General features: G+C 64.8%; 28 protein-coding genes and 1 tRNA gene. 14 read left to right on the top strand and 15 right to left on the bottom strand.

What is annotated here, in order from left to right; all coding sequences use genetic code 11:
* Positions 1–413 precede the first annotated feature (413 nt).
* Positions 414–1,151 (top strand): HdeD family acid-resistance protein, encoded by a 738-nt coding sequence (locus AC1DQQ_RS04735; RefSeq protein WP_478044398.1) that lies wholly within the window; start codon positions 414–416, stop codon positions 1,149–1,151.
* Positions 1,152–1,213: 62 nt separating this feature from the next.
* Here AC1DQQ_RS04735 and AC1DQQ_RS04730 read toward each other — a convergent pair whose 3' ends face one another.
* The 5 genes from AC1DQQ_RS04730 to AC1DQQ_RS04710 all read right to left on the bottom strand — a co-directional run bounded on the left by AC1DQQ_RS04730 (position 1,214) and on the right by AC1DQQ_RS04710 (position 4,611).
* Complete coding sequence (locus AC1DQQ_RS04730; protein ID WP_478028714.1) at positions 1,214–2,179, bottom strand: RcnB family protein; 966 nt, start codon at positions 2,177–2,179, stop codon at positions 1,214–1,216.
* A 133-nt stretch (positions 2,180–2,312) separates the two neighbouring features.
* Positions 2,313–2,798, bottom strand: coding sequence for a GAF domain-containing protein (locus AC1DQQ_RS04725; protein ID WP_478044397.1), 486 nt, complete (start codon positions 2,796–2,798; stop codon positions 2,313–2,315).
* Between the two features lie 59 nt (positions 2,799–2,857).
* Positions 2,858–3,535, bottom strand: coding sequence for a hypothetical protein (locus tag AC1DQQ_RS04720; protein ID WP_478044396.1), 678 nt, complete (start codon positions 3,533–3,535; stop codon positions 2,858–2,860).
* Positions 3,536–3,545: 10 nt separating this feature from the next.
* Positions 3,546–3,965, bottom strand: coding sequence for an alternative ribosome rescue aminoacyl-tRNA hydrolase ArfB (gene arfB, locus AC1DQQ_RS04715; protein WP_066816232.1), 420 nt, complete (start codon positions 3,963–3,965; stop codon positions 3,546–3,548).
* Positions 3,958–4,611, bottom strand: a complete 654-nt coding sequence (locus AC1DQQ_RS04710; protein WP_478028711.1) for an RluA family pseudouridine synthase — start codon at positions 4,609–4,611, stop codon at positions 3,958–3,960. The genes arfB and AC1DQQ_RS04710 overlap by 8 nt, the downstream gene beginning before the upstream one ends.
* Positions 4,612–4,685: 74 nt before the next feature.
* Here AC1DQQ_RS04710 and AC1DQQ_RS04705 point away from each other — a divergent pair, with 74 nt between their 5' ends.
* Together AC1DQQ_RS04705 and AC1DQQ_RS04700 are read left to right on the top strand one after the other, a co-directional pair.
* Entirely contained in the window at positions 4,686–5,468 is a 783-nt protein-coding gene (locus AC1DQQ_RS04705; protein ID WP_478044394.1) for a M15 family metallopeptidase, read from the top strand.
* 91 nt (positions 5,469–5,559) lie between these two features.
* A complete protein-coding gene (locus tag AC1DQQ_RS04700) occupies positions 5,560–6,957 on the top strand; it encodes an SH3 domain-containing protein (protein ID WP_478044392.1) in 1,398 nt (465 codons plus the stop codon).
* On the opposite strand, the gene pdxR is transcribed toward AC1DQQ_RS04700, so the two are convergent.
* A complete protein-coding gene (pdxR, locus tag AC1DQQ_RS04695; protein WP_478044391.1) occupies positions 6,944–8,356 on the bottom strand; it encodes a MocR-like pyridoxine biosynthesis transcription factor PdxR in 1,413 nt (470 codons plus the stop codon). The two genes, AC1DQQ_RS04700 and pdxR, sit on opposite strands and share 14 nt — an antisense overlap.
* Positions 8,357–8,436: 80 nt before the next feature.
* Here pdxR and AC1DQQ_RS04690 point away from each other — a divergent pair, with 80 nt between their 5' ends.
* From AC1DQQ_RS04690 to AC1DQQ_RS04675, 4 genes are all read left to right on the top strand, one after another.
* Positions 8,437–9,615: an MFS transporter gene (locus tag AC1DQQ_RS04690; protein WP_478044390.1), complete on the top strand. Its 1,179-nt coding sequence runs from the start codon at positions 8,437–8,439 to the stop codon at positions 9,613–9,615.
* On the top strand, positions 9,609–10,553 hold the full coding sequence (locus AC1DQQ_RS04685; protein WP_478041936.1) for an alpha/beta fold hydrolase: 945 nt from the start codon (positions 9,609–9,611) through the stop codon (positions 10,551–10,553). The genes AC1DQQ_RS04690 and AC1DQQ_RS04685 overlap by 7 nt, the downstream gene beginning before the upstream one ends.
* A 571-nt stretch (positions 10,554–11,124) precedes the next feature.
* Positions 11,125–12,318 carry a sensor histidine kinase gene (locus AC1DQQ_RS04680; protein ID WP_478041935.1) on the top strand — a complete coding sequence of 398 codons (1,194 nt, stop codon included), beginning with the start codon at positions 11,125–11,127 and terminating at the stop codon, positions 12,316–12,318.
* Positions 12,308–13,057 carry a LytR/AlgR family response regulator transcription factor gene (locus tag AC1DQQ_RS04675; protein WP_478041934.1) on the top strand — a complete coding sequence of 250 codons (750 nt, stop codon included), beginning with the start codon at positions 12,308–12,310 and terminating at the stop codon, positions 13,055–13,057. The genes AC1DQQ_RS04680 and AC1DQQ_RS04675 overlap by 11 nt, the downstream gene beginning before the upstream one ends.
* A gap of 82 nt (positions 13,058–13,139) precedes the next feature.
* Here the strand turns inward: AC1DQQ_RS04675 and AC1DQQ_RS04670 are convergent, their stop codons facing one another.
* Entirely contained in the window at positions 13,140–13,448 is a 309-nt protein-coding gene (locus tag AC1DQQ_RS04670; RefSeq protein ID WP_478028704.1) for a UrcA family protein, read from the bottom strand.
* Between the two features lie 275 nt (positions 13,449–13,723).
* Here AC1DQQ_RS04670 and AC1DQQ_RS04665 point away from each other — a divergent pair, with 275 nt between their 5' ends.
* A complete protein-coding gene (locus AC1DQQ_RS04665) occupies positions 13,724–14,752 on the top strand; it encodes an oxidoreductase (protein ID WP_478044388.1) in 1,029 nt (342 codons plus the stop codon).
* 4 nt (positions 14,753–14,756) lie between these two features.
* Here the strand turns inward: AC1DQQ_RS04665 and AC1DQQ_RS04660 are convergent, their stop codons facing one another.
* Together AC1DQQ_RS04660 and AC1DQQ_RS04655 are read right to left on the bottom strand one after the other, a co-directional pair.
* Positions 14,757–15,896: a serine hydrolase domain-containing protein gene (locus AC1DQQ_RS04660; RefSeq protein WP_478041932.1), complete on the bottom strand. Its 1,140-nt coding sequence runs from the start codon at positions 15,894–15,896 to the stop codon at positions 14,757–14,759.
* Positions 15,897–15,937: 41 nt separating this feature from the next.
* Positions 15,938–17,002 (bottom strand): citrate synthase/methylcitrate synthase, encoded by a 1,065-nt coding sequence (locus tag AC1DQQ_RS04655; protein WP_478041931.1) that lies wholly within the window; start codon positions 17,000–17,002, stop codon positions 15,938–15,940.
* 79 nt (positions 17,003–17,081) lie between these two features.
* Between AC1DQQ_RS04655 and AC1DQQ_RS04650 the strand changes: the two genes are divergently transcribed.
* Positions 17,082–18,215 (top strand): citrate synthase, encoded by a 1,134-nt coding sequence (locus tag AC1DQQ_RS04650; protein ID WP_478041930.1) that lies wholly within the window; start codon positions 17,082–17,084, stop codon positions 18,213–18,215.
* A 54-nt stretch (positions 18,216–18,269) separates the two neighbouring features.
* Here the strand turns inward: AC1DQQ_RS04650 and AC1DQQ_RS04645 are convergent, their stop codons facing one another.
* Positions 18,270–19,265, bottom strand: coding sequence for a DUF2171 domain-containing protein (locus tag AC1DQQ_RS04645; protein ID WP_478041929.1), 996 nt, complete (start codon positions 19,263–19,265; stop codon positions 18,270–18,272).
* Positions 19,266–19,516: 251 nt separating this feature from the next.
* Here AC1DQQ_RS04645 and AC1DQQ_RS04640 point away from each other — a divergent pair.
* Positions 19,517–19,592, top strand: a tRNA-Ala gene (locus tag AC1DQQ_RS04640).
* Between the two features lie 54 nt (positions 19,593–19,646).
* Here the strand turns inward: AC1DQQ_RS04640 and AC1DQQ_RS04635 are convergent.
* Complete coding sequence (locus AC1DQQ_RS04635; RefSeq protein WP_478044386.1) at positions 19,647–20,117, bottom strand: hypothetical protein; 471 nt, start codon at positions 20,115–20,117, stop codon at positions 19,647–19,649.
* 125 nt (positions 20,118–20,242) lie between these two features.
* On the bottom strand, positions 20,243–20,578 hold the full coding sequence (locus tag AC1DQQ_RS04630) for a helix-turn-helix domain-containing protein (RefSeq protein ID WP_478028697.1): 336 nt from the start codon (positions 20,576–20,578) through the stop codon (positions 20,243–20,245).
* Positions 20,579–20,735: 157 nt separating this feature from the next.
* On the opposite strand from AC1DQQ_RS04630, the gene AC1DQQ_RS04625 reads away from it, so the two are divergent.
* The 4 genes from AC1DQQ_RS04625 to AC1DQQ_RS04610 all read left to right on the top strand — a co-directional run bounded on the left by AC1DQQ_RS04625 (position 20,736) and on the right by AC1DQQ_RS04610 (position 25,745).
* Positions 20,736–21,617: a hypothetical protein gene (locus AC1DQQ_RS04625; protein WP_478028696.1), complete on the top strand. Its 882-nt coding sequence runs from the start codon at positions 20,736–20,738 to the stop codon at positions 21,615–21,617.
* Positions 21,618–21,782: 165 nt separating this feature from the next.
* Positions 21,783–23,300 carry an FAD-dependent monooxygenase gene (locus AC1DQQ_RS04620; RefSeq protein ID WP_478041926.1) on the top strand — a complete coding sequence of 506 codons (1,518 nt, stop codon included), beginning with the start codon at positions 21,783–21,785 and terminating at the stop codon, positions 23,298–23,300.
* Between the two features lie 394 nt (positions 23,301–23,694).
* On the top strand, positions 23,695–24,030 hold the full coding sequence (locus tag AC1DQQ_RS04615; protein WP_478028694.1) for a hypothetical protein: 336 nt from the start codon (positions 23,695–23,697) through the stop codon (positions 24,028–24,030).
* Complete coding sequence (locus AC1DQQ_RS04610; protein WP_478044385.1) at positions 24,027–25,745, top strand: hypothetical protein; 1,719 nt, start codon at positions 24,027–24,029, stop codon at positions 25,743–25,745. The genes AC1DQQ_RS04615 and AC1DQQ_RS04610 overlap by 4 nt, the downstream gene beginning before the upstream one ends.
* Here the strand turns inward: AC1DQQ_RS04610 and AC1DQQ_RS04605 are convergent.
* From AC1DQQ_RS04605 to AC1DQQ_RS04595, 3 genes are read right to left on the bottom strand one after another with little or no spacing between them, the layout of a single operon-like run.
* Positions 25,730–26,056: a hypothetical protein gene (locus AC1DQQ_RS04605; RefSeq protein WP_478028692.1), complete on the bottom strand. Its 327-nt coding sequence runs from the start codon at positions 26,054–26,056 to the stop codon at positions 25,730–25,732. The genes AC1DQQ_RS04610 and AC1DQQ_RS04605 overlap by 16 nt on opposite strands.
* A complete protein-coding gene (locus AC1DQQ_RS04600; RefSeq protein ID WP_478028691.1) occupies positions 26,023–26,274 on the bottom strand; it encodes a hypothetical protein in 252 nt (83 codons plus the stop codon). The genes AC1DQQ_RS04605 and AC1DQQ_RS04600 overlap by 34 nt, the downstream gene beginning before the upstream one ends.
* Entirely contained in the window at positions 26,271–26,591 is a 321-nt protein-coding gene (locus tag AC1DQQ_RS04595) for a hypothetical protein (protein ID WP_478028690.1), read from the bottom strand. The genes AC1DQQ_RS04600 and AC1DQQ_RS04595 overlap by 4 nt, the downstream gene beginning before the upstream one ends.
* Between the last annotated feature and the right edge of the window lie 23 nt (positions 26,592–26,614).

Raw genomic sequence — 26,614 nt, 5'->3', positions numbered from 1 at the left:
GATCTCGCGGGCAAACGCGGTGGCCGGCCTCTGCGCCATGCGGCTGGGGACGTCGGATTGGACGCGGAGATGTTGGAAGCGGAGATGTTGGAAAATAGGCGACGGCAGCCTTCGACTCATCGCAAAACTCGGAAACTTTTGAGCTTTTGCGCGTTTTACGCGCGATCACGCAGGTCGGTTCCTTAGCGGCCGCGTCGACGTCCTGAACAGAATCGAGCCGACACCCCGAGGGGCAGCCGACCGCACCACTGAGCGGATGGCGAGCGACAGCGAACGACCTTCCTGAAGGTCGAGTTCCGCGCGCTCCGGCGGGAGGGACGCCGATCACGGCAGACGGCCCCGCATCACCCCTCCCCTTTTGCGCGCGATGGACGCCGCGCGTGGCGCATCGCGCGCAGGAGGAGGTTAGGTATATGGACCGGCACCGCACACGCGATATCGAGATCGAGCGCGATCCCGTCGATCGGGCATCGAGGAATGGGTTTCCAGCGGACGACGCGCCGACGCGGAAGGGATTGGGACGCCGCGCCTTCGCGCAGTTTTCCACGCTCGCGCCGGACGATTGGTTGCCGCCCGACGGGCAACTCGACGAACAACTGAACGACCGTGCGGCCAATCACTGGCCGATCGTCGCAATCAAGGCGCTGCTCGCGATCGCGATGGGCGCAGCGGGCCTGGCCATCCCCGTCCCTGCTTTGGGTTCGCTGATCGTGGCCTTCGCTCTCTATTGTTTCGCCGATGGCATCGGATCGGCGGTGCTCGCCAGCCATCACGCGGTGAGCGGCACGCGCTGGGCGTGGCAGGCAGTGGCTGCGGTGGTCGGGTTCCTCGCGGGCGCGGCGGCGGTGATCTATCCCGACATGCCGATTGCCACGTTCCTGCGCCTGCTGACCGCCTGGTCATTGCTGATCGGGCTGGCCAGCGTGCTCGCCGCGGCACGGCTGGAGAACGATCACGGACGCGGCTGGCTGATCGGCAGCGGTGTCGTGCTGTTGTTCGTCGGGATCGTCACTGGTGTGGCGCTGCCATTGGCACCCGATATGGCGTTGCGCTCGATCGCCGCGGGTATTCTGGTCGCGGGCGTGCTGATGAGCGCGTTGGCAGTACAACTCCGCGCGCATCGTCCGGAGCGGACGGCCGTCAACGGCTGAAACGGAACTGCCCGTCGTCGCTATAGCGACGACGGGCAGCGCCCCCCCAACGAACTGGTCGATCAGCGGCAGCCGCAACTGCAGGTGCACCGCACCCTGGGCCGCCACTTCTTCACCGGCGCGCGATAGACCTTGCGGGCGACAGGGCGATACGTCTCGGTGATATATTCAGTGGTGGTGGTCGTGGTCGTCGCGCCCGGGATCACGATCGTCGTCGTGGTGCCTGGCGGGGTGTAATAGGTGCCGGCATAGCCGCCGCGATAAGCAATGGTTGGCGCCGGTACGGGCTGCGGCACGACGCGATAATCCGCGCGTTCCTCGTAATAGCTGCTGTTGCCTCCATAGCCCGGCGCGGCATAGTCTGCGCCGAACGCCGGAGCCGGACCGCCAAAATTCGGCCCGGACGCATAACCATTGCTGTCGTCATAGGCATAGCCGTCGTCATAACGGTCCCAATCGATGTCGTAGGCGCCGTCATAGACCACGCCATAACGGTCGACGAGCAACGCGTCGTTGTAATAGCGGGTCCAATAATAGCCGCCGGGCGGCGTCATCAGCCCGTAGAGCTGCCAGTCACCGATCATGAAATTGGAAGACAGCCAGTAGTTCGGGATGCGCTTGCCGCGCTTGATGCGCGAATAGCCATTCCAGCCACCCGGCGCCTGGACGCCGGCCCACCAATAACCGCCGACGCGATTGCCCCAACGGCTGTGATTGCCGTTCCAGCCGCCGCGCCATTGGCCGCCATTGTTCCAATTCCCCGGATTGCCCGGACGCGGGCGATTGCCGTTCCAGCCACCGGGATTACCGGGGCGCGGGCCATTGCCATTCCAGCCGCCCGGATTGCCCGGACGGGGACCCTGCCATTGGCCGGGATTGGGGCGCGGCATCGGCTGGCCCTGCGGTGCCGGTTGGCCGCCCCTCCAGCCGCCGGCGGGCGCGCCGCCATTGCCGAGTCGCTGGGCGTCGGCGGCACCGCCGCCAAAGGCCAAAGTGGCCGCAACCGCAGCAATCACTAGGGTTCGCATGGTTAACACTCCCTGTTACTCGGCGCGGCCATTAACCAAGCCAGCGCGATCGATCTTGGGAATGAGTACCAAAAACCCCTGTTTTCCGCCAGTTTTTCACCAGCCTTATGTTTGTCCCGATCTGGATCAGGATTCAGTTGTTAACCCTGTCCGTTAACAGTCGGGCGATCTGTTCGATTCCGGCCGCATCTTCTTCGTCGAAGCGTGAGGCTTCGGGACTGTCGAGATCGATCACGGCGACGACGCGATCGCCCGACACGATCGGCACGACCAATTCGGCACGGCTGGCGGCGTCGCAGGCGATATGGCCGGGGAAAGCATGGACGTCGGCGACAAGCTGGGTATCTCGCGTCGCCGCCGCCGCGCCGCACACGCCCTTGCCGAACGGAATGCGGATGCACGCCGCTTTGCCCTGGAACGGTCCGAGCACGAGTTCGTCACCGACATTGCGGTAGAAGCCCGCCCAATTGAGGTCAGGTAGATATTGCCACAGCAAAGAGGCGACGTTGGCCATGTTGGCGACCGCATCGGGCTCGCCGGCGGTGACGGCGTCACAGGCGGCAAGCAGGTCGCGGTAGAGGTCGGACTTGGATCCGGCGGCGATGTCGAAGGCGTACATGAAGCACCATGTAGCGATCGTGTGTCGCCAACGGGAGGGGTGGAATGGTCGCCGTCCGCTTAGCCGGACTTCTTCCTGGTTTGCTTGGTCCCGCCAGCATGCCGCGCGGGATATTTCTCCAGCGCCCGCTGCCACGATACGCTATCGGTCAGGCGCGACTGGACGATGCGGAGTTTTTCCCAGCCGGGGAGCTGATGGAGCAGCCGCCGCGTGGTGTCGACCAGCGCCGGCGGGATCGTCGGGCTGAACGTGATGCGGCTGACCGCGGCGCGATCGAGCGGGATGTGGATCACCTCATCCTCGTCGCCGCCGACCGCGATCGCGCGGAATTCGGCTTCGTCGCGGAAACCGGCGCGCTTCATGAACGGCAGGCGGTGAATGTCGCTGGCGTCGATCGTCGCGATGTCGGCGATGCGCACATAGTCGACCGGGCCGATCAGGCAATTGGTGCGGCCGTCGAACATCGCGCAGAACCGCGCCTTGTCGAAATGGACACTCATTCCCGCCGATCCGCCGGCGAATACTTGCCAGTGATGGAAGGTTTCGGGCGCTTCGGTCAGGCAGACCGCGCCGACGAAGCTATGGCCGAGATGTTCCTGATAAACCGCCATCGCCTTGCGGTCATTGGCGTCGACCCAGGCCGAGGGGCTGACGAGCGTGATTCGCTCGTTCATCAGCATGTCGATCACCACCGGCAGGCTGGTGTAACGGCGCAGGCTTGGCGTGGGCTTGGCCACAGCTATCTCCTCAATCGATGCGGACCCTGCCGCGCCCGGCTTTTACTGTGCTGCGACCCTTTTTCTCGTCGACACGCCGCGCCTTGGCAGCGCGGGATGGCTTGGTCTTGACGCGTTTGGCCTGGCGAACGTGCGCGGCGCGGACCAGTTCGGCCAGCCGCTCGCGCGCATCCTGGCGGTTCGCCTCCTGCGTGCGGAAACGGCGTGCGGTGACCAGCAGCTCACCCCCGGCCGTCATTCGGCTGCCGGCCAGTTCCTTGAGCCGCTCATAGGCATAAGGCTGAAGGCCGAGCGCGAAGACATTGACGCGAAGCTGGACCGCGGTCGCCACCTTGTTGACGTTCTGCCCGCCAGGACCGGTCGCGGCGAGGAAACGCTCTTCGACGATGGCTGTATCGATACGGTCGACCCAGCCGTCGCCGTCACTCATGACCGAAGCCCGCCGCGACGAACCGTTCGGGGATCGGCGCGACCGCTTCGATCGCCGGCTTGCCGTCACGCGGGATAATCAGTTCGGCGGCATGGAGCAGCATGCCTAGCGTATCGGCGCGGCCATAGACCGGATCCCCCACCACAGGGAGGCCCACTCCCTCGAGCGCATGGACGCGAATTTGATGGGTCCGCCCGGTCGCCGGACGGAATTCGACCAGCGCCCGTCCGCCTTCGGTTCGCAGCACGCGCCAGGCGGTGCGCGCAGCCTTGCCCTTGGGCGAACCGGTCATCCGCCAGCCCTCTTCGCGCGTCGAGACTTTGATAAGCGGCAGGTCGATCACGCCCTCACTTTCCGCCGGTATGCCCTCAAGCACGGCGAGATAGCGTTTCTCGACGCGGTTCGCCTCGAACGCCTGTTGCAGCCGGGCATGGGCCTTGGGATTGCGCGAGAGCAGGAGGCAGCCCGACGTATCCTGATCGAGCCGGTGGACTGCCATCGGCCAACGCTGGAACCCGAAGGTCAGGCTGTCGAGATGGTTCTCCAAGCTGATCCCGCCGCGGCGCGGCGGATCGACCGGCAAGCCCGCGGGCTTGTCGATTACCATCGCCTCACCGTCGAGGAACAACACCTTATCCGCCAGCATGGCGCACCCCTTGCCACTCAAGCCGCCCGCGTGCCAGTGGTTGCGCGCTTTGTTTCCCCCCACGGAGCATATTGATGCCGTTGCGCTGGTTGCTGGTTGCCCTGTTCCTGTTCGCTCCCGCCGCCGCTCTCGCGCTGACCCCGGTCACCTTGTGCAATGGCCAGACTATCGAACCGCTGCCGGACGGGCGGATGTTGGGGCATATTCCCTATCCGGAAGGCAATCCGGCCGACATGGTGACGATGCCCGGCAATTTCGGGGCCGGACGACCGTGCCAACTCCATCACGACGCCGCATTGGCGATGACCGCGTTGCTCGCCGCTGCTGACCAAGTACCGGAAGTGAAAGGCAAATTGCGCGGCATATCCTGTTTCCGCACGATCGAACGCCAGCGCCAGATCTTCTGCGGACAAATCGGCCCCGGCAAAAGGTGCAGGGATGCCGCGGAGCGCGCCAAAAGCTCAGGCCCTCCGGGCTATAGCGAGCATGCCACCGGCTATGCGCTCGATTTCGCGATCCGCCCGCTGACGCGGGGCTGCGGCGATGTCAGCGACTGCATCGCCAACACGCCGCCGGGCAAATGGCTGTTGCTGCATGCGACCGAGTTCGGGTTCGAATTGTCGTTTCCGCCGGGCAATGCGCAAGGCGTGACGTGGGAGCCGTGGCACTGGCGTTGGGTGGGTATCAACGCGACCGTTCCGGGGGCGGCGACGGCGCGCACCTTGTTCGCAACGGCGCGGACGCGCTTTCCGGCATCGCCGGGCATCGCTGATCTGTCGCCCGAATGGCAGAGAGCGATCCAGCCATCGCCTGCCCCGACCGCCACATCGACACCGACGCCGACCTGGCCAAAATAGACCTGATCGAAGGGAGTTAGTCCCTCGTTCGGGACTGGTGGCATTGATTACGTGATGCTAGGCCGCGCGCCCGCAATCGAAAGGTGAGACGGTGGCAAGTCGCGTTCGCACAGCATTGATCCTGGCCGCTTTCGCCGCAGCAAGCCCTTCGGCCGCGCAGGACGTCAGCAGAGTCATCCCGCCATCGGGCGTGATCGGCGTGCAAGACGCGATGTTGTCGCCCGATTACTGGATCGCGCGGGCCGCTTCTCCTAATGCGCTGTTGATGACGCCTAGCGAGATCGAGGCGCGCAATCGGCAGGGCTTTGCGATCGACTCCAACCTGGTCGACCTTGCGCGGATCGGACCGACGATTTCGCGAGAGCGCGTGCTCGGCTGGCTCAAGTCGATCGCCAGTCCCCTCACCACGCCGCCGGTCGATGCCAATGGCAAGCCGATCGATCGCGAGACGCTGGCAGGCGCTGTCGCCAATGAGGATGCCGACACGATCCCCGCGAGCCAGCCGGCGCGCTACGGCATGGCAGTGCGTCGCGCCCAACTGCGGATCTATCCCACCGAGTTGCATGCTTTCCCCTCGATCGATTCGCTCGATTTCGAGAGCTTCCAGGCCGGCATCCTGTTCCCCGGCGATGCCGTCGTCGTTCTGCACCGCAGCCGCGATCGACGCTGGCTCCTCGTCCAGACCTGGCAGGGTCCGGCCTGGGTGCGCGACGAGGACATCGCCACGGGCCCGGCCGCCGAGGTGCTCGGCTATCGCGGCGCGGGACCGTTCCGCGTCGTCACCGCCAGCAAGGTGCGGACCGTGTTCACGCCCGAGGCGCCGGCAGTATCCGAATTGCAACTCGACATGGGCGCCAACGTGCCGCTCGCGCAGGTCCCACCCGACCAGCCGGTCAATGGCGAGGGACCTTCGCAGTCATGGCCGATCAATCTGCCGACGCGAGCGGAGGACGGGACGCTGCGTTTCGTCCCAGCGCTATTACCGAAGTCCGAAGAAAGCGCGGCCGCCTATCTGCCGCTGACCCGGGCAAACATCATCCGCCAGGCGTTCAAGTTCCTGGGTGAGCGGTACGGCTGGGGTCATATGTACAATGCGCGCGATTGCAGCGGCTTTACCAGCGACGTCTATCGCAGCATGGGTGTGATTCTGCCGCCCAATTCGGGCGCGCAGGGAACGAGCCCGGCCATTCGCCATCACCTCTTCACCGCCGCCGATAGCAAAGCGACGCGGTTGAAAGCGGTGATGGCGGCGGACGTAGGTGACCTGCTGGTGGTGCCGGGGCACGTCATGATGTTCCTGGGGAAGATCGGCGGTCAGCCCTATATGATCCAGGACGTGCCCTATGCGATTTTCCGCGACAACGCCGGGCAACTCCACAAGACGAAGCTCAACCAAGTGTCAGTCACGCCGCTGCTGCCGCTGCTTTACGACGACAACCGCACCTATGTCGACGCGATGACCAGCCTAGTCCATGTCAACGCCCGCTAGACGCCAAAACCGCCCCGAGGATGTCGGCGAGCACCTCCACGCCCTGGTCGATCGCGCTGTCGGTCGCGCGGCCATAGCCCAGAAACAGCCGACGCGGCCCGGCTGCTGTTCGACTGTATCGAGAGAGCCCTTCGGTCGCCACGCCGCGCCGGCCGAGCGCGGCGACAATCGCCATTTCACCGGCTTCGTCGATTGCCGCTGGAAGGCGCAAAGTCACATGCAGCCCCGCCGCCGCGCCTTCGATTTCCAACCCGGGCAAAACGCGGGCCAGGCGATCGATCAGACGGTCGCGGCGATCGCGATAGAGCCGCCGCATCCGTCGCAAGTGCCGATCGTAAAAACCCGACCCGATTAGGTCGGCGAGCGCGTCCTGGTCGATCCGGGGCGGCCCTTCGCTCCAGCGGCGCAGTTCATCGTTCATCGTTCCGACGAGGTCTGGCGGCACGACCAGCCAACCGAGACGGAGCGCGGGCGCGAGCGTCTTGCTGGCTGTACCGGCATAGATGACGCGATCGGGCGCGAGCCCCTGCAGCGCACCGACGGGTGCCTGATCATAGCGAAATTCGGCGTCGTAATCGTCCTCCAACGCAAAGCCGTCACGATCGCGCAACCAGCGGACAAGCCGGTGCCGACGATCCGCGCTGAGCACGCCGCCGATCGGGAATTGGTGCGAAGGTGTCACGAACGCAGCCTGGGCAGAGGACGCGGCCAGCGCATCGACATCCATGCCGCGCTCGTCGACCGGAATGGGGATGCGGGTAAGGCCCGCTTTGTCGACCGCGACCCAATCGCTGTAGCTGGGATTCTCGACTGCGAGGCGTCGTATGCCTTGCGCGTAAAACGCAGCGCTAGTCAGGGCGCGTCCTTCGGCAAAGCCGCTGGTGATAAAGATCCTCGCCGGATCGGCGATTACGCCGCGGACCCGGCCGAGATAGTCGGCGACCACGGTGCGCAACACGATGCTGCCGCGCAAATCGCCATAACCGAGCTCGCCGGCCGGCAATTCGCCCAAGACATTGCGGATCGCACGCAACCATGCCTTGCGAGGAAACTGCCCGACATCGGGCATGGCCGGGCGCAGATCGAACCGAATGTGATCGGCCGATGCTGCGACCGGCGCCTCGGCGGCCATTGTCGCACCGACCGCCGCCACTACGGGTCGGGCGCCGCGGCGCAGGATCAGATATCCTTCCGCCGCGAGCTGGGCGTAGACATCGAGCACGAGCGGGCGCGATATGCCGAATTGGGCCGCCAGGGCGCGCGTCGAGGGCAGCTGGACGCCCGCGCGCAGCGATCCCGAGCGGATTGCATCGAGCAATCGACGGCGAAGTTGCGATGTCAGACTTTCGCCCGCCGTTCGCTCCAGCGCAAAAGGTAGATCCGGCGCCGAACTGGTCAACAATTTCTACCCATAACTGGTCACTACGACGATACCAGTAACGCGTTACTCCTCCGACAGCAAAGCCGGAGGAAATCCCGATGAGCACGTTCGCACTTGAAACGGAGATCGCCGGCCATCGGCGTGACCCTATTCTCACCGCGCCGATGGCGGCGCTATGCGGCACGATCGCGATGGCGATGGGCAGCTTCTATCTGTTGCTGTCGGCCGTGCCGGCGCATGCCGCCGCTTTGGGCGGCGAACTTGCGGCAGGATCGACCACCGCCGCACTGATGGCGACGACGATCGTCGGAGAAGTGATCGCGCCGCGATTGATCGCGCGGCTGGGGCGCCGCTTGGCGACCGCCATCGCATTGCTGGTGCTCGCGCTGCCCGCCCTGGCTACCTTTTCGGGCGATCTGACAATCGTGTTGGCGAGCTGCGCGGCACGGGGATTTGGCCTTGGCGTCCTGCTGGTCGCGGCCTGCGGACTTGCCGCATCGCTGGCGCCGGCGAGCCGCCGCGCCGAGGCGATGGGCATCTATGGACTGGCATCGGCACTGCCTGCCATCCTGGGCGTACCGCTCGGACCCTGGGCATTGGCGTCGTTCGGGCCCATCGCAACGGCGAGCATTGCCGCTACGCTCGGGTTAGGGGCATTGGTCGGCCTCGCGCCGTTTCCCGGCCCAGCGGCGCCTGCGGAAGGACGGCGCCAGCCGCACACCCTCCCCGCGCTCCATGCCTCGGCATGGCCGGCCAGTGCCCTGGCGATCGGCGCAATCGCAGTGGGTGCCACAGTTACCTTCCTGCCGCTGGCGCATCGCGAAGTCGCCGCGACCACGATCATGCTCGCCTTGCTACTGCAAGGCATCGCTTCCGCTGCCGCGCGGTGGGCGATGGGCCGTTCGATCGACCGTCACGGCCCGAAGAATGCGGTGATCGCGGGCGTGGCAGGTACCACAGCGGCGATGCTCTGCCTGACCCTGCCAGGCGACGCGGCGGTGATCGCGGGCATGGTCGGCAGCGGCGCCGCCTTCGGCGTCCTGCAGAGCGCCACGCTGACGCAATTGCTGCAGCGTGCCGCTCCAACCCAGGCCGATGGCGTCAGCGCGGTGTGGAACGCGGCTTATGACGCAGGGCTGGGCCTGGGAGGACTGGGAATCGGCGCCTTGGCCGCCGCCGCCGGATATGCCGCCGCTTTCGCGATTACCGCTATCGGCTTCATGGCGCTGGCCTGTGTCATTTTCCTGCTTTGCGAAGCTCGGAGGGCGCCATGCTGAGGCGCGACCTTTTGCGCGCGGTGGCCGCGTTGACGGTCGCCGCAGCCGCCTCGACCATTTCGCCAGTCCAAGGGAAGAAGATCATGACGAACAAGGGACGATACGCCGCGGTCAACGGGATCGAACTCTATTATGAGAGCCACGGCGCCGGTGCCCCGCTGATCTTGCTCCATGGTGGCCTGGGGACGATCGAAGCCATTTTCGGACACCTGCTTCCGGCCCTCGCTGCCAAACGGCGTGTGATTGCAGTGGAGTTGCAGGGGCACGGCCATACTGCCGACAACGGCCGACCCATGACCTATGAAGCAATGGCTGACGACATTGCGGGGCTGATCGCGGTGCTCGGATTGGGTCAAGTCGACATCGCGGGTTATTCGGTGGGCGGCGGCGTCACCTTACAGCTCGGGCTGCGTCATGCCGACAAGGTGCGGAAGCTGATCGTCATTTCTGCACCGCATGCGACCGACGGTTGGTTTCCCGAGGTGTTGGCGGGCACCCAGGCGATGGATGCCGAGGCGATGAAGGGTTCCAAATGGCACCAGGCCTATGAAAAAGCGGCCCCGCGTCCGCAGGATTGGCCGCTACTCGTGCGCAACGTTTCGCGGTTGATGTCGTCGCGCTACGACTGGAGCGATGCGATCGCCAACAACATGAAGGCACCGATATTGATGATTGGCGGCGACGCAGACAGCGTTCGCCCCACGCATGCCCTGGCGCTGTTTGAATTGCTGGGCGGCGGGAAGGCGGATGGTTTCGCCAAGGGGCGTGGCGCCTCGCGGTTGCTGATCATGCCCAATGCCAATCATCTCGACATTCTCGATCACGACATCCTGCCCCCAGCCATTCTGGCCTATCTGGAGAGCGACACTGCCATGACGCCGCCGTTCAGTGTGGCGCCTGGAGTGGCTCGCGAGAGGCGATCAGATGGCGATTCCTAACCGTTTGCGGACGAGGCTTCCACCGGGCTCAGGACGACGCGTATCGTGGGTAACGCGCGGTGACGCGCGTGGCGATTGATCGAGGTCAAGCAGTCCTCAAGCGTGTCGTAGAGCGCGGCATGGCGGATTGTGCCCGACTGCGCGATCCGCTGCCAAGCCCTGGCTATACGGAAGCGTCCGCCGGCCAAGACCGCCTGGGCAGGGAACACCTCGTAACGGGAGCGGACGCGCTTCATGCACTCGATAACCTCGCGTATGCTGACGTGTTCCGTCGGTAACCGGTCGTTAGGCACGAACTTGGGCGGGATGTTGCCAAGGGAGGCGATACTATCGCCAAACTGGCAATCGCGAGCAGCGCTCGTTGGCGCGAGCAGCGCTCGTTGGCGCGAGCAGCGCTCGTTGGCGGCGATCGATTGCAGGCTCCACGTCGGACCCTTTCATCCATGTGCGGACAATCAGAAGGCGCCGCCGAGCCACGCAATGCTCGTATATTTCGATGAACGCGCGACCCGCTTCGACCAGCGACGCCGCGGCACCTTCTACGGCGATCGACGCGGCGCTATGATCCGCCATGCCCGAGGAATATGCTGCGGACTCGCCCGACGACCCCGCCCTTTCGCCACGCGTTGCCTTATTGTCGATGGTCGGCTTTTGGGCGTTCTATTGCGCCATCGTCACGCTCAGGTCCGCGGTCATCGGACAGGGCGTTCAGCCGGACGTTCTCGTCCGGCGCCTCGCCCTCATGCTGTTCAGCATCGGCCTCACCTATCTTGTCTACCTTGTCTTGCGCAGGATTCCGACGAGCTCGCTCAAGCGCGGCATGATTGCCGCCGGATTGCTCGCGGTGCCTGCGGCGTTGACCTATTCGGCTGCGAGTTGGTTCGTGTTCGATGTCGTGGGACAGACCGAAGCGGCGGCCACCAGCAGCGCCAACGCCCCTACTTCCGCCACACACCAGGCCAAGCCGCCAGGCGGAATGATGGTGCAGGTGGGCGGTACGCACGCTGACGACGCCAATATGGCGATCGTCAAGATGATCGGCGACAGCGCGGTCAACAGTTATTTCTTCTTCGCCGGATGGGCCGCGCTCTATCTGGCGCTTTGCTACGCCGCCGAGGTCGGCGCGCTGGAACGAAAGAACGCCGCGTTTCGCGCCGCCGCGCAGGCGGCCGAGCTTCGGGCGCTGCGCTATCAGGTCAATCCGCATTTTCTGTTCAACACACTCAACTCGCTGTCATCTTTGGTCATGGTCGGCCGGCAAGCCGCCGCCGAACGTATGATCATCAATCTGTCGAGCTTCTTCCGAGCCAGTCTGGTCGGCGATCCGAGCGAGGACGTGCGGCTAGCAGAAGAGATCCGGCTGCAACAACTCTATCTCGATATCGAGCAGATCCGGTTTCCCGATCGCCTGCGACTGGATATCGAATTGCCCGACGATCTGCGCGACGCGCTCGTGCCCGGATTGATCCTGCAACCGCTGATCGAGAATGCCGTGAAATATGGCGTGTCGCGATCGCGGCGCCCCGTCATGATCACTATCCGCGCCGCAAGCGACCGCGATCGCCTCCTGTTGACCGTTGAGGACGATGGCGAGCCTGGATCGACCAGCGCTCCGCCCGACCCGAGCACCGGCCTCGGTCTGCGCAACGTCGCCGATCGCATTGCCGCCCGGTTCGACGGCGACGGTTCTTGCCGCGTCCACCCGCTCGCTCCGGGCGGATTCCGCGTGGAATTGACGATGCCGCTGACCTTCGATGAGGACTGAGCCCGTGTTGCGGACGCTGATCGTCGATGACGAACCGCTCGCGATCGAACGCATGGTCGTGCTCTGCTCGACTATCCCGAGCCTGACGCTGGTCGGCACTGCCTCCGACGGTGAAATAGCATTGCGACTGGCGAAGGCGCTGTCGCCCGACCTCGTGCTCCTCGACATCGCCATGCCGGCAGTGGACGGCATGGACGTGGCCAAAGCCCTGTGCACCGGAGAGCATGTCCCCGCCATCGTCTTTTGCACGGCGTTCGACGGATTTGCCCTGGCGGCGTTTGATGTCGCCGCGGTCGACTATCTGCTCAAGCCGGTGACGCCCGAGGGGCTCGTCCGGGCGGTGGCACGCGCACGTGAGAAGATCGGCGCACCCGAAAACCGCGTTCCGGATCCATCACCGCAGTCGGAATGGATCGAAGAATTCTGGGTGCCGTACCGATCGGAGATGGTGCGCATCGCTGCGATCGATATCGATCGGATCGACGCTATGCGCGACTATATGTCCTTGCAGATCGGGTCGCGCAATTTCCTGCTCCACCAAACGCTCGGCACGCTCGAACGCCGGTTGGACCCGGCCAGGTTCATCCGCGTCCACCGGTCGACGATCGTCAGGCGAGACTTCATCGCCAAGCTTCGCCACGACGGGCTGGGGATTTGGTACGCGATTCTCGTCGATGGAACCGACGTCCGGATAGGCCGCTCCTACCTCACCGCCGTAAAGGCCTTGGCAGGCCGCTGAGCCATGCTTTGCCGGCGACCACAAAGGGCCCGCTGACGGGCGATCGGCAGTGCTGATCCTCGGCGGCCGGACGGCATCATGATTATCTGGCGGCGAGCCTGAACGGAGCAAGTCGGGCGTCGGCCTGGCGAGCCGCGACGGTGCGGCAGCGCTCGACCTCGACGGGTACCAGCGCACCTACCCGTGGATAATCGCCGCAAACCCGTTCCGCCGCCCGGCGAATGCGCGCGCGCGCCGTCCTGATGCCGGCATCGGTCGAGAGATCGAGATCATGGATAGAGACGACGGCCTTGGGCAGCTGATCCATGTCCCGAGCTACCGCGGCCGCATCGGCAGTGCCGAAAAAGACCGCAGCGACGATCGATCCCATTCCCACATATGAAATATGCATCACGCTTTTCCCATCAATTGAAGTCAATCGTCGCTCGCCGAAACAGGGCGACGATTTGGGGATATTTCAGGGGACTGGTCGAGCGGAGCGCTCTTCGATCAACGCGCCGATCGCTTCTATCAACCACCTGAGCAGGCGACGAACGACCGACGGCGTTCGACAAGCGGCGACCTGGCCAAAGCCTCTCCTTTTGCAGCTAAATCGAATTCCGCGCGGCTTGAGCGCGGCGTGACGATCCGACATAGAGCCAGGAAGATCGAGGCGGCACGGAAGGCATGACGGTGCAGGAAATCGGTGTCGGCGTGATCGGTTATGGTCTGGCGGGCCGGGCGTTTCATACACCCTATGTCCGCGCCACGCCCGGCATGGCGTTGCGCGCGATCGTCACGCGCAATCCGGCGAAGGTGCATGCCGACTTGCCCGATATGCGCGTCGTGCCCGATGTCGCGGCGCTGCTGGCCGAGCCGGGCATCGATCTCGTCGTTGTCGCCAGCCCCGACGCGCTTCATGCCGAGCACGCCGTCGCGGCGTTGGAAGCCGGCAAGCATGTGCTGATCGACAAGCCGTTCGCCACTAGCTTGGCCGACGCCCGCCGCGTGGCGGCGGCCGCCGACGCCGCGGACCGGCAAGTGACCGTGTTCCAGAACCGCCGCTGGGATGCGGATTTCCGCACGCTGCAGCGGCTGATCGCGGAAGGCGCGCTGGGTGAGATCGTGCAGTTCGAAAGCCATTTCGATCGCTGGCGCCCAACCCCGACCGGTCTGTGGAAGGAAGCCCGCGAGGGTGGGGCTTGGCTCGACCTTGGGCCGCATCTGGTCGACCAAGCGCTGGTGTTGTTCGGGCGCCCCGAAGGAGTCAGCCTCGACCTCGCGACCTTACGTGAAGGCGCTCCGTCGCCCGATTATTTCCATGCCGTGTTGCGCTACGAACGACACCGCGTGATCTTGCACGCGACCAAACTTGCCGCGCAACACGGCCTGAGGTTCGCCGTGCACGGCACGCGCGCGAGCTGGATCAAGCATGGGAGCGATCCGCAGGAAGCCGCGACGCTCGCTGGGCACGCACCGGAGGGAGAGGATTGGGGCATCGATCCGATCGACGGCACGCTGACGCTCGGCGAAAACGGCACGGTCTCCCCCGTACGCAACGAGCGCGGCGACTATCGGCTGTTTTGGCAGGCGCTGGCAGGCGCCCTTCGAGGCGAGGACGCGAACCCGGTCCCCGCTAGCGAGGCGATCACGGTGATGGAAGTGCTCGACGCCGGGCTGCGCAGCGCCGCCGAACGAGCGGAGGCTCAGCTTTAGCCCATCATCCGTTCGGCACCGCGTGCAGTTGCTGGGCGATCTGCTTGAGCGCGCCCTCGGTTCCTTCGCAAGCGTCATTGGCGAGGAGGACATAGCCTTCCTGCGTCTGCGGATAGAGCACGACCTGGCTCGTCATCCCGAACGTGCCGCCGCCGTGCCATAGCATGCGCTGACCGTTGTCCAGCGCCATGTTCCAGATCAGCCCTTCGCCATCGGCCTGCGTCCCGACCAGCGGTTGATGCGCCAGTTTGATCGCGGGGACGTTCTCGTCGAGTTGCCACCGGACATAGCGGGCCATGTCGGCCGGCGTCGAATAGAGGCCGTAAGCGGCACCGGCATTGCGCAGGTGAAAGGGCGTCGCCCGGCCGAGCCGGTCATACGGCGTGACCAGCCTTTTGCGCTGTGCCGGAGTGAGGACGAAATCGGTATCCTTCATCCCGAGCGGACGCAGGATCGAGGCACGCATCAGACGTTCGAACGGCTGCTTGCGGACGGTCTCAAGCCCGAAACCGATCACTTTCATACCCAGGTTGGAATAGGCTTCGGTCGTTCCCGGCGTGCTCCGCAACGCAATGCCGTGCAACGCGGTGAGGTAGCGTTCGCGGTCATAGCCGCGATCGAGCGCCAGCAGGGCGTCGGGGAGTGTCCGATAATCGCGATGATCATAGAGCGCATCGGTATCGGGGAAATCGCGCGGCAACCCAGATCGATGGGTTGCCAACGAGCGCAACGTGATCGGCTGCCCATCGCGTTCCAGATTCGGATAGGTCTGGGGAAGATAAGAGCGGAAATCGCGATCGACGCCCATCGCACCATCGCTCACGGCCTGCGCCGCCAGCGCCCCGGTGAAGGTCTTGGTGACCGAGGCGATTTCGTAGATGCTGTCCGGCGTCGCCTTCCGTCTGGTTTGTCTGGACGCCGTTCCGTAATCGTAGAACCGGACTTGCCCGTGCACGAAAGCCGCGATCGACAGGCCAACGCGGCAGCGGTTCGCCAGAAAGCCCGCGGCAAGCTTATCTGCAGCGGTGTCGATCGCCACGGTGAGCGGCTGCGACACTGGCTGGACACGCATGACCGGTGATGCCGCGGCCGGACCGAAGGCGGCAGCTGCGGTCAGAGTGATGGCGATATAACCTGCTTTCATTGCTGCAGATTTGCACAAATCGCGCAGGCTTGGCCAGGTATTTAGGCTGCCTTCGCATGCTCTTCGACATAGACCGACTTCGGCCGGATCAGGCGGCCGGTCAGCGCCTGTTCGCGCGCATGCGCGATCCAGCCGACGACGCGACCCATCGCGAAGACGCCAGTGAAACTCTCCTTCGGGAAACCGACCGCCTCGAGCAGCAAGGCGGTGTAGAATTCGACGTTGGTTTCGATGACGCGGCTTTGCTTGCGCTGACGCAAGGCGACGAGCGCGATGCGTTCGACCTGCTCGGCGAATTCCAGTCGACCGCCGACACGGTCGAGCGTGTGGAGGGCCGCCTTCAAGGCATCGGCGCGCGGGTCGCGGACACGGTAGATGCGGTGGCCGAAGCCCATAAGCCGCTCGCCGCGATTGAGCGCGCGGTCGATCCAGGCGTGTGCGTCTCCTTCCGCTGCGATACCGTCGAGCATTTCGATCACCGGGCCGGGCGCGCCACCATGAAGCGGCCCTTTGAGCGCCCCCAGCCCGGCCAGCACTGTCGACGTCAGTCCGGCCTGGGTCGACGCGACGACCCGCGCGGCGAAGGTCGACGCGTTGAGGCCGTGGTCGCTGACCGTCACCAGATAGGCGTCGAGCGCCGCACCGCCAGTATCGCGGCCAAGCATCCGCACGACATCGTCGGCGTGGCCGCGCGAGGGATCAGGTGCGATTGGGTTCTGTTCAGCAGATTGACGGAGCAAGGCGGGAATCAGCACTGCGGGCGCGGCGATCAGGCGCAGCGCGTCGTCGAGGGTCACGCCATCCGGCATCGGCGCGAGCGCGGCGCGCATTGCATCATAGACGGGCAGATCCGCCAGCAGCGGCAGCAACGGACCGGCGCGCTCGAACGCGTCGACACGCGCCTGCCCTAGCATTGCGGCCAAGCGGTCGGGATCGGGCAGGTCATCGAAGAAACCATCGAATAGCAAATGCACGACCTGTGCGAACGTCCAGCGGCCCGCCAGCGCTTCCAGCGGATGGCCGCGGATGATCAGCCGCCCTGCCTCACCATCGACATCGGACAGTACCGTCTCCGCGGCGACGACATCTTCCAAACCGCTGTTCATCAGCCGAACTCCCTTGACGTGACGCAGCGCAAATGGTCGTGTCGCGATCGCCAATCAATCTTGATCAAGTGAATCAATCATGCAGGAATGGCTGTCGCGCGACGAGGCGCTGGTCACGTTGGGAGTCCAGCCGCAGACGCTCTATGCCTATGTCAGTCGCGGGTTGATCGAGCGCCGCGCCGATGCAGCCGATCCCCGGCGAAGCGAATATCGTGGCGACGATATTCTGGCGCTAACCAAGCGGCGCGCGCGCGGACGGCGGACGGCATCGATAGCGGCATCCGCCATGGCTTGGGGCGAACCGGTGATCCCGACGCGGATTTCGACCGTGGCGCATGGGCAGCTGATCTTTCGCGGGCGTCGGGCGGCCGAACTGGCCGATCACGCGACGTTGGAGGAGGTTGCCGCATTATTATGGGAACAACCGGTGGCGGCATTCCCGATCGCGCATGACGGCGGCGATCCTTTCCAAGCCTTGGCGGCGCTGATCGCGGGCGCCAGGTCGATGATCGGACGAGCGCCCGCCAAACTCGCGCAGGAAGCGTCAGTCGCGGTCGCGGCGATCGCCGGTACGTTCGGTGCGGCCGGCGACGGGCCGATACATGAACGTCTGGCGCGTGGTTGGTCGCTCGATGCTGCGGGCACCGACCTCGTTCGACGCGCGCTGGTGTTGCTCGCGGACCATGAACTCAATCCCTCGACCTTTGCGGCGCGGATCGCCGCATCGACCGGTGCACCGATGACAGCGTGCGTAATGGCAGGGCTATCGACACTGTCGGGGCCGAAACATGGCGGTGCAGGTGCCGCACTCGCGGCCCTGGCTGCGGAAGCCAAGGCGAACGGCGTCGATATGGCGGTGGCACGGTGGCTGGCGGCCGGCCATGGTCTGCCGGGGTTTGGCCATCCGCTCTATCCGCATGGGGATCCGCGCGCCGCCGCGTTGCTGCCGCTAGTCACGCTCGATCCGGCGCTCATCGAGCTGCGCGACGCTGTCGTGGATGCAACCGAGGCGCTGCCCAATATCGATTTCGCCTTACTCGCGATATCGGTCGCCGCTGACCTGCCTGCCGACGCACCGTTCCGACTGTTCGCCACCGCGCGCGGGGTCGGATGGGCGGCGCACGCCATCGAGCAGTCGGCCAGCGGCGCGATGATCCGGCCGCGTGCGCGGTATCAGGGACCAGCGACCGGTACCCTGGGAAACGATCGCTAGACGGGTCATGAACAATGGGGCTCGGACGCCGTCGTCCGAGCCCCTGTAGCTTGCTCAATACGTGCCAGAGAAACTGCGATTGAGGATGCGGCCATCGCCGCCTTCCTCCTGATCGCGGCCGGCGCTGTCGCCACCGAAGAACGCGCTCCGCTCTTCATCTCCCCAATGCGCCTTGGCCTCCTCGGCCGTCTTGCGCACGATTACCTTGTCATCGACGCGGTCAATCCAGCGCGACGGAATCGAATGATGGCGGCCGCCGGCATCGGGATCGCTCTTGGTCAGGAGAATGCGATCGCCGCGCACTTTGTCGACGGTGCCGATGTGCTCACCATCGGAACCGACCACGTCCATATGCTCGGTAACACGCTGCAGACTCGATCGCTGAGTCTGCCGTTCGTTGCGCCAGCTGCCGAATTCGTTGGAGAACCGCTGCTGGTTCTCGCGGCGATATTCCTCATAATCGCGGTCGAGTGCGGCGATCTGGCCGGCGCGCCAGCTGTGATAATCGCCATCGCCACGATAGCTATTATCGCCGCCATACCGCTGATCATAGCGCTGGTCCGCATCGCGCCGACGCTCGGCCTCTTCGTCGCCGAACCACGACCGCACCTCGTCGCCCGCACGCGCAAAGAAGTTGCGGTCTTCATAGCTATAGTCGCGTGGATCGCGATCGTATCCGCGACCAAAACTGCGCCGGCCGCGATACATGTCAGGGCGACCGTAATCGCGATCGTCGTCGCGGCGCTCGATATCGGAGAAGCGGTTGCCATCGGACGCGTAGCTGCCGCGATAGCGTGGGCCGGAGCCGTAATCGTATCCGCGATTGGCGAAATTGGGGTTGCGGCCCTGACTGTAATAACCGCGATCGTAATCGTCGCGATCACGATCCGGGCGACGGCTCGGGCCGATCATGCCGGCGGCTTCATATTCGCGCGCGCTGGTATAGGTGCGGTCCTGACCGGAGCCATAATCGCGGCCGTAATTGTCGTCGCCGGGTGCGTAATAATCGCCTTGCAGCGAATTGCCGCGGGGGTAGCGTTCATATGCCATCTGGCGGGTCCTCTCATCGGGTGTCGACGGCGGACGCGGAAAGGGGGGAACCGCGCCCGCCTGCCCGCTTAAACGGAACGCAAAGGCTGCCAGTTCCGCAATTTGACGACTGCTTGACGCAGGTTAACGAAGTTGTCCGGCAGCTGGGCGCGACCTGTTTGGTCAACACGGCAAAGCGCGTGTTGCAAAGCCGGAAAATGGTCGCTAGAGGCTCGCGCTCCCAAGGGCGGAAGCGCCCTTGCGGCGTGGGCGGGGCTGTAGCTCAGATGGGAGAGCGCTGCAATCGCACTGCAGAGGTCAGGGGTTCGATTCCCCTCAGCTCCACCAGCCGCCCACGCCAGATCGGACTCGCCGTGCTAGCGTGGCTCGACGGATCGGCGCCTAACCTTTCGCCGCCGCCACGCGACCTAGGCTATCGCTCCACAGCACCGCCACCCTCGGCGCTTCCTCTTCGAGCGCTTGCAATCGGTCGTACCACGGCCCGATGTCCTGCGCGGCGGGCGAAAACCCTTCAAACTGCAAGCGCGCGGCGATCCAGCGAGCGCGCAAGCTTTCCAGCTCGGTCCAGATCGTACCGACGACTCCGCTGGCCCGCGGTTCTCGCTGACAGACGTTGATCCGTCCCGTTTCGATCGTTTCCCAAACGGGCGCTCCGATTTCGTCGGCGATCAGCCGGTCGATCGAGGGACGCCGGGTACACCAGTCACGCAACCTCTCGCCGATCGGGATCAGGGCGTGCGCGGCATCGATCAACGCGGCAACCGCCGGGTCACGGGTCCAGCAGTCGACCGCGAGCAGACGCGCGCTTTCGGGATGGAGGTCGGGCGAGGACTGAACAGCGGCAGGCGGCAATGATTGCTCCCACGCCAGAAGAGCGGCGAAAAGCAAATATGGGACATATTGTCCAACTATTCAACGTCGCCGATGGCAGCTAGCTCGGCCCGGAATATAGCCTTCAGTGGGACGATCTGGCCAAGTCAGCCGCCTTTTCGCAAGGGCTTGCCGTGATTGGCGAGCTGAGCAGCGCGCCATTTTTCGATCATGTGCGGACCGGGCACGTCAGGATAGGGTCCCTTCCCGGCTACACGTCGTCCGGTGAGAAGAAATTCGACCGACACGCCCGTGATCAAGGCAAATTGCTCCATCATCGCATGCGGCATCGGCGTGCGCGATTCGTATTTGCGATAACGTTCGGCCGGTACGCCGAGCAGGGTCGACATCTGTCCGGCCGTCATCCCCCTGAGCTGGCGAAGTGCCTTCACCCTGGCGATATAAAGAGCGTCGAATTCCTCTGGCGTGATCGGATCGGTCATGGACAAATTGTACCATGACCTCGGCTCATAACAAAGCGCCAACTGACGGTTGATATGTTGGACAATATGTCCAACTTATTGCCAATGACGACCGCCGCTAGCTCCGAACGTGCCAATGGATCGCTAAAGGACGGACCGCAAACGAGGTGCGCAGCATGTGGGCGCTCGGTCTGCGATCATCCCGATCCGATCTACGGCGGCATTGTGCCCGCATCTCTTCGGCCCGCGCCAGCGGCCGAAACGCGAGCCGGATAGGCCGTCGCGCCGGTCAAATCAGACACCGAATTTATCAGGAGAAAAGACGTTGGCGGATAGCAATCCGAAGATCCAGCGAGCGAGCGCACGCGCTGAGAGTGGCGCGGAAGACCGGCTCACGATGATCCGCGCCAGTGCCGCACGACGATTGGCCGCGCTCCCACAACGCGAGCAGCAGCCCGACGCCGTCGATCGTCTGGCCGCCGCGCTGCACCGGCGCGAGGAGTCGGAACGGCGGCACGAGGCAATGATCGCGCGGTGGCAGCACAAGAATGAAGGTACGCCGGAGACGCACGAAAAGGCGAACGCGCTGCCCGAGCGGCGTCGGCAATCGCCGCTCCACCGGATGGAACGCCTGGGCAAGATCAGCGCGGACGAGCGCGCCGCGGCCGAAGAGATTGCCGGCGTGGCGGAGAGAATCCGGCGCGCCGGGTCGATACGGTCGGTGTCACTGGAAACGCGCGTCGATTTCGCCAATTCGGGGCGGGACCAATTGGTCGAGTCACTGAAACGTGTGCGGCTGGAGGTCGCCTATCGCGCATGGTGCGAGGCCATCCCTCGGCCGAGAGCCATGGTGCTCGACATGGTGTTGAGCGACCGATCGTTCGTGCAACTGGCACACGCGCATGGGATGCAATGGCGAACGGCGCGCAAGCGGCTGATTACCGCGTTGCGGATGTGGCCCGAAATGGCGGCGGCAGCGCGACGAGATGTGGATCGCGAGGATGTCGAGGCGGTGTACGCGCGGCTGGGCGCGGGAGAACTGCTGGGATCGCAACCTTAGCCGGCCAACACGGACCGAAGCGACACGACGACCACCGAGATGTTTGGGAGTGCGCGGCGGACATATCTCCCCCGCACTTTCGAGATATAGTTCGCAAGGGTCTTGCTTCAAGACCCGCCCTTTGCCGTAAAGCCCCTGCCCCATCGATTCGCAGGGAGAGGCGATATGCGGGCAGTATCATCTACTTATGACGTGCGCGAAGGCGCCAATACGAAGGCGAGCGACCACGCGATTGTGATTTGCGGCGGCGGGCCGACCGGACTGATGCTGGCCGGCGAGTTGGCGCTGGCGGGGGCCGATGTCGCGATCGTCGAGCGGCGCCCGAACCAGGAACTGGCGGGGTCGCGCGCAGGCGGATTGCATGCTCGATCGATCGAATTGCTCGATCAACGCGGCATTGCCGACCGGTTCCTGGCCGCTGGAGAAGCGATGCAGGTCACGGGCTTCGCGCTCACCAGGCTCGACATCAGCGACTTTCCCACCCGGCACAATTACGGGCTGGCTTTGTGGCAGAACCATATAGAGCGCATCCTGGCCGAATGGGTCGCCGAGCTGGGAGTGCCGACCTATCGCGCGCGCAACGTGATCGGGTTCGTCGAGGATGAAACGGGCGTCGACATCGCACTATCCGACGGGAGTTCGCTGCGGACCGACTATCTGGTCGGATGCGATGGCGGGCGCAGCCCGATCCGCAAGGCGGCGGGGATCGACTTTCCCGGTTGGGATCCTACTATCAGCAATCTGATCGCCGAGGTCGAGCTGGAAGAAGAGCCCGACTGGGGCATCCGTCGCGACGCGATCGGGTTGCATGGGCTGAGCCGGATGGACGACGGCAAGACGGTGCGCGTCATGATCACCGAGCAGCGGGCGGGGCGTGCCGGCGATCCGGGGCTCAGCGACCTGAGCGAAGGGCTGATCGCGGTCTATGGGACCGATTTCGGGGTACATAATCCGAGCTGGATTTCGCGCTTCAGCGACATGACGCGGCAGGCCGCGACGTATCGCAAGGGCCGGATCTTGCTGGCCGGCGATGCCGCGCATGTCCATTCGCCTGATGGGGGCCAAGGCCTCAACATCGGCTTGCACGATGCGGTGAACCTGGGATGGAAATTGGCGCGCGTCGCCGCGGGGACGGCGCCCGACAGCCTGCTCGACAGCTATCATGCCGAGCGTCATCCCGTCACCGCGCGGGTACTGCGCAATACGATGGCGCAAGTCGCCCTGCGGCGCGCGGACGAGCGCTCCGGCGCGCTGCGCGAGATCGTCGCCGAACTGCTGGGCATGGACGAACCGCGCCGACGCATTGCGGGGATGATGTCGGGGCTGGACGTGCAGTACGATCTTGGCGAGGGGCACGCGCTGCTCGGGCGGCGGATGCCCGACCTCGATTTGGTTACCGCCGACGGCCCGGTGAGGGTGTTCGCATTGCTGCACGATGCGCGACCGGTGCTGATCAATCTCGGCGAGCCGGGCACGATAGAAATCTCGCCCTGGGCGGATCGAGTGAAGCTGCTGGATGCCAGTTATGAGGGGATCTGGGCGTTGCCGGTGATCGGCGCGGTTTCCGCCCCGACCGCGGTGCTGGTCCGGCCCGATGGCCATGTCGCCTGGGTAGGAAACGGCGATGATGGCGGGCTGGCCCAAGCGCTGGCGACCTGGTTCGGGCCGGCGGCAATAGCGTGACCCATCGGACGGAGGGGCGGCGTCAACGGCTCCTCCGTCCACCCGAGAAAATGAGAACAAACCGTGAAAACTTCTTGACTGCCACGAAAAAACGTGTATGTAGCAATCATCCAAATTTGCGTTCGACCGAAACGGCGTCGCGCAGTTTTCTCGCAGAAAATCCACCGGTTCCCGGACACCCGTCCGGCAACGTGCGTACGTTGCTGGAGCGGGTTGTTGCGGCGCGTCGGGCGGATGGCGATCGGGTGGAGTTCGGATGGCGGAGCGGAAGCGTGCGGGGTCGGGAACATCCGCCAAGAACGCTATTGTTCCAACTTGGTTAGTCTCCCCTCCGACGCACCTTCCCAACACTGCGCGCAAAAGCGGGCGGGCGACGATCGAAATTACCGACGCGATGCGCGCCGACGTACGGCGCTTCGCCGAGGTCGGGACACCCTATGCGATCATCGCACGGATTATGGGCATCAGCGCGACGACATTGAAACGGCGGTGCCGCGCCGAACTCGACGCGGGCGTCGAAGTGGCCAATGCGCGGATCGCGCTGACCTTGTTCGAGACCGCGATGAACGGGAACACCACGGCGATGCTGTGGTGGGAAAAGACGCGCGCGGGGCGGCGCGAGGGTTCGGCGCCCGATCCGCTTGGGATCGGCACGCGTGCCGTCGAGGCGATCACGCCCGACATGTCGGCGCGCGAGGCGGCGGAACGCTATCGCGAGGAACTTGGGTGACAGTGGGTTCAGCGCCGGCCCTCCCGACCTGGCCGCCGGACTATGTCGCCGAGCTAATGGCACGACAGCATCGATTGCGGCGGTTGAAGGCGGATGCCGGGCTGCGCGCTGGGCTTGCCGAGCGATATCGCGAGGATCCCGCCGGGTGGATCGCGCATTGGGCCGTGACGTACGATCCTAGAAAGGCGGCGAGCGACGCGCCGACGGTGATGCCGTTCGTACCCTTTCCCCGCCAGGTCGAGATGATCGCGTTCCTGCGCGCCAACGTCGATGCGCAGCAGAGCGGGTTGATCGAAAAGGCACGCGACATGGGCGCGACGTGGCTGGCCTGCGCCTTCTCCGTGTGGCTGTGGTTGTACCGGCCGGGCGCCGCGATCGGATGGGGCAGCCGCAAGGAGCAATTGGTCGACAAGATCGGCGATCCCGACAGCATTTTCGAGAAGATACGGATCATCATCCGCCACTTGCCCCGGCTGATGCTGCCCATCGGGTTCGATCCGCGCGACGACATGCCGAGCATGAAGATCGTCAACCGCGCGACCGGTGCGACGATCACCGGAGAGTCGGGCGACAATATCGGGCGCGGCGGGCGTAAGCTGATCTATTTCAAGGACGAGAGCGCACATTACGAGCGGCCCGAGAAGATCGAGGCCGCACTGGCCGACACGACCAATGTCCAGATCGACATGAGCTCGGTCAACGGGCCCGGCAATGTATTCCATCGCCGGCGCGAAAGCGGGATCGAATGGGCGCCGGGCGCGGCGCTCGCCACCGATCGGGTCAACGTGTTCGTGATGGACTGGCGCGACCATCCGGCCAAGGATGCCGCCTGGTATGCCGGGCGGCAGGCCAAGGCGGCGGCGGACGGGCTGCTCCATGTCTTCGCGCAGGAAGTCGACCGCAATTATACCGCCGCGGTCGAGGGGATCATCATCCCCGGCGACTGGGTGGCGAGCGCGATCGACGCGCATCTCGCGCTCGGATTCGACGATGAAGGCGGGTGGCGCGCCGCGCTGGACCCGGCCGACGAGGGTGGCGACCGACATGCGCTGGCCATCGCCAAGGGGTCGGTGGTGCATTCAGTCGACGATTGGGGCGACGGCGATGTCGGCAAGGCGACGCGGCTGGCGGTCGACCGGCTGCGCGGACGGACGGTGGCGTTACAATACGACAGTATCGGCGTCGGCGCGGGGGTGAAGGCGGAAGCCAACCGGTTGCGGGATGAGGTGGACGCCGACGGGCGGGCGCTGCTGCCCGTAGGTATCACATTCCGGCCATGGAATGCCGGGGCATCGCCGGTCCGGCCGCGAGAGCATGTCGTGCCGGGAGATAGTGAGACGCCGGTCAATGGCGATTTCTATGCGAACTTGAAAGCGCAGGCCTGGTGGCAATTGCGGTTGCGCTTCGAGCGCACGCACAAGGCGGTGACGGCGGGCGAGGTTTACGACCCCGCCGACCTAATCAGCTTGCCGCGCGATATGCGGGGGCTAGCATCGCTGCGGAAGGAATTGAGCCAGCCGACGCGCGCGGTGAACGGTGCGCTGAAGCTGGTGGTCGACAAGAAACCCGACGGCACCAGGTCGCCCAACAAGGCCGACGCGCTGGTCATGGCTTTCTGGCCGGCGGAGGATGCGGTGGCGTCGGTTGGGTTCCTGGACCTGGTGCGCGCGGCGAATGCGGTGACGGCTAGCGGAAGCGATCAGGGTTCGGGATAGGGTCCGACATCGGTATTGATCTCAACCGACCGGACACCTTCGATCGTCTCCATCTCGCCGAGTACGATTCGCAGCGCTGCCGTGGCATCGTCACGCGTTTGATAAATCCCGGACGGTGGATAGTCGTTGATCCAGTAAGGCAGGAACTCCTCGGTTGCTTCGGTCAGATATTCGGTGACGAACACCCACAGACCATCGGCGCGGGAGCAAACACGCCCACGACTTTTGCCTGACCGGGCAAGGAATGTTTCGATCGCGGTGACGAACACGGCGGCGGTCAGCGGCGATCGTCGCCGACGACCCGCAGGCAATCGCCGTCGATCTCGATCAAGGCATCGGTCCCCGATTCCCTGATATGGCGAAGGGCCATACGGCGGCACTGATCGTCGGTGTTGATCTGGTATTCGACCCAGCGACGCCATTTGGTGTCGGCCAGCGCGATGCGTTGGGCGTCCGACAGGCCCGTATCGTGTTCGGCTCGAAGGTGCTTGATGTGGTGAATCCAGCGATTGCGATCACTCTCTTTCACTGACCAACGCCGACCGTATCGACCTTGCCCGTAGCACGCTCGACCCAGGCAACACCTCCGCCGCCGAAAGCTTCGGATGCCGGATCCCAGAAATGCACGACCCAATACTTGCCCCGGGCTTCGATCCGATGACGAACGACGTGCCGCGGGTCGGCGAACGCGCTGCCAAAACGGTCGCGGAGAACCGCCTCGGCGCGCCGTGCCGCTTCGGCTTGATCGACCGGACCCGCCGTCGCGCACGCGACTGGTAGAAGCAATAGCCAGATAATGGTGAACTTCATCGCTCCAATGTGCCGCAAAAACAGCGATCCTTCCATTCATAGAACCAATTCGACCACAT

The sequence above is a fragment of the Sphingomonas sp. P4_G3 genome (assembly GCF_056401105.1).
The sequence above is the reverse complement of the archived record's forward strand: the minus strand, read 5'-3'. Positions and strand labels throughout refer to the sequence as shown.

Excerpts from the sequence above, each read along its gene's own strand:
- AC1DQQ_RS04710 (WP_478028711.1), bottom strand. The coding sequence starts at position 4,611 with ATGCTGGCGGATAAGGTGTTGTTCCTCGACGGTGAGGCGATGGTAATC.
- AC1DQQ_RS04630 (WP_478028697.1), bottom strand. The coding sequence starts at position 20,578 with ATGACCGATCCGATCACGCCAGAGGAATTCGACGCTCTTTATATCGCC.
- AC1DQQ_RS04675 (WP_478041934.1), top strand. The coding sequence starts at position 12,308 with ATGAGGACTGAGCCCGTGTTGCGGACGCTGATCGTCGATGACGAACCG.
- AC1DQQ_RS04685 (WP_478041936.1), top strand. The coding sequence starts at position 9,609 with ATGCTGAGGCGCGACCTTTTGCGCGCGGTGGCCGCGTTGACGGTCGCC.
- AC1DQQ_RS04725 (WP_478044397.1), bottom strand. The coding sequence starts at position 2,798 with ATGTACGCCTTCGACATCGCCGCCGGATCCAAGTCCGACCTCTACCGC.
- AC1DQQ_RS04665 (WP_478044388.1), top strand. The coding sequence starts at position 13,724 with ATGACGGTGCAGGAAATCGGTGTCGGCGTGATCGGTTATGGTCTGGCG.
- AC1DQQ_RS04705 (WP_478044394.1), top strand. The coding sequence starts at position 4,686 with ATGCCGTTGCGCTGGTTGCTGGTTGCCCTGTTCCTGTTCGCTCCCGCC.
- AC1DQQ_RS04595 (WP_478028690.1), bottom strand. The coding sequence starts at position 26,591 with ATGGAAGGATCGCTGTTTTTGCGGCACATTGGAGCGATGAAGTTCACC.
- AC1DQQ_RS04690 (WP_478044390.1), top strand. The coding sequence starts at position 8,437 with ATGAGCACGTTCGCACTTGAAACGGAGATCGCCGGCCATCGGCGTGAC.
- arfB (WP_066816232.1), bottom strand. The coding sequence starts at position 3,965 with ATGAGTGACGGCGACGGCTGGGTCGACCGTATCGATACAGCCATCGTC.
- AC1DQQ_RS04650 (WP_478041930.1), top strand. The coding sequence starts at position 17,082 with ATGCAGGAATGGCTGTCGCGCGACGAGGCGCTGGTCACGTTGGGAGTC.
- AC1DQQ_RS04730 (WP_478028714.1), bottom strand. The coding sequence starts at position 2,179 with ATGCGAACCCTAGTGATTGCTGCGGTTGCGGCCACTTTGGCCTTTGGC.
- AC1DQQ_RS04670 (WP_478028704.1), bottom strand. The coding sequence starts at position 13,448 with ATGCATATTTCATATGTGGGAATGGGATCGATCGTCGCTGCGGTCTTT.
- AC1DQQ_RS04680 (WP_478041935.1), top strand. The coding sequence starts at position 11,125 with ATGCCCGAGGAATATGCTGCGGACTCGCCCGACGACCCCGCCCTTTCG.
- AC1DQQ_RS04620 (WP_478041926.1), top strand. The coding sequence starts at position 21,783 with ATGCGGGCAGTATCATCTACTTATGACGTGCGCGAAGGCGCCAATACG.
- AC1DQQ_RS04645 (WP_478041929.1), bottom strand. The coding sequence starts at position 19,265 with ATGGCATATGAACGCTACCCCCGCGGCAATTCGCTGCAAGGCGATTAT.
- AC1DQQ_RS04615 (WP_478028694.1), top strand. The coding sequence starts at position 23,695 with ATGCGCGCCGACGTACGGCGCTTCGCCGAGGTCGGGACACCCTATGCG.
- AC1DQQ_RS04660 (WP_478041932.1), bottom strand. The coding sequence starts at position 15,896 with ATGAAAGCAGGTTATATCGCCATCACTCTGACCGCAGCTGCCGCCTTC.
- AC1DQQ_RS04735 (WP_478044398.1), top strand. The coding sequence starts at position 414 with ATGGACCGGCACCGCACACGCGATATCGAGATCGAGCGCGATCCCGTC.
- AC1DQQ_RS04655 (WP_478041931.1), bottom strand. The coding sequence starts at position 17,002 with ATGAACAGCGGTTTGGAAGATGTCGTCGCCGCGGAGACGGTACTGTCC.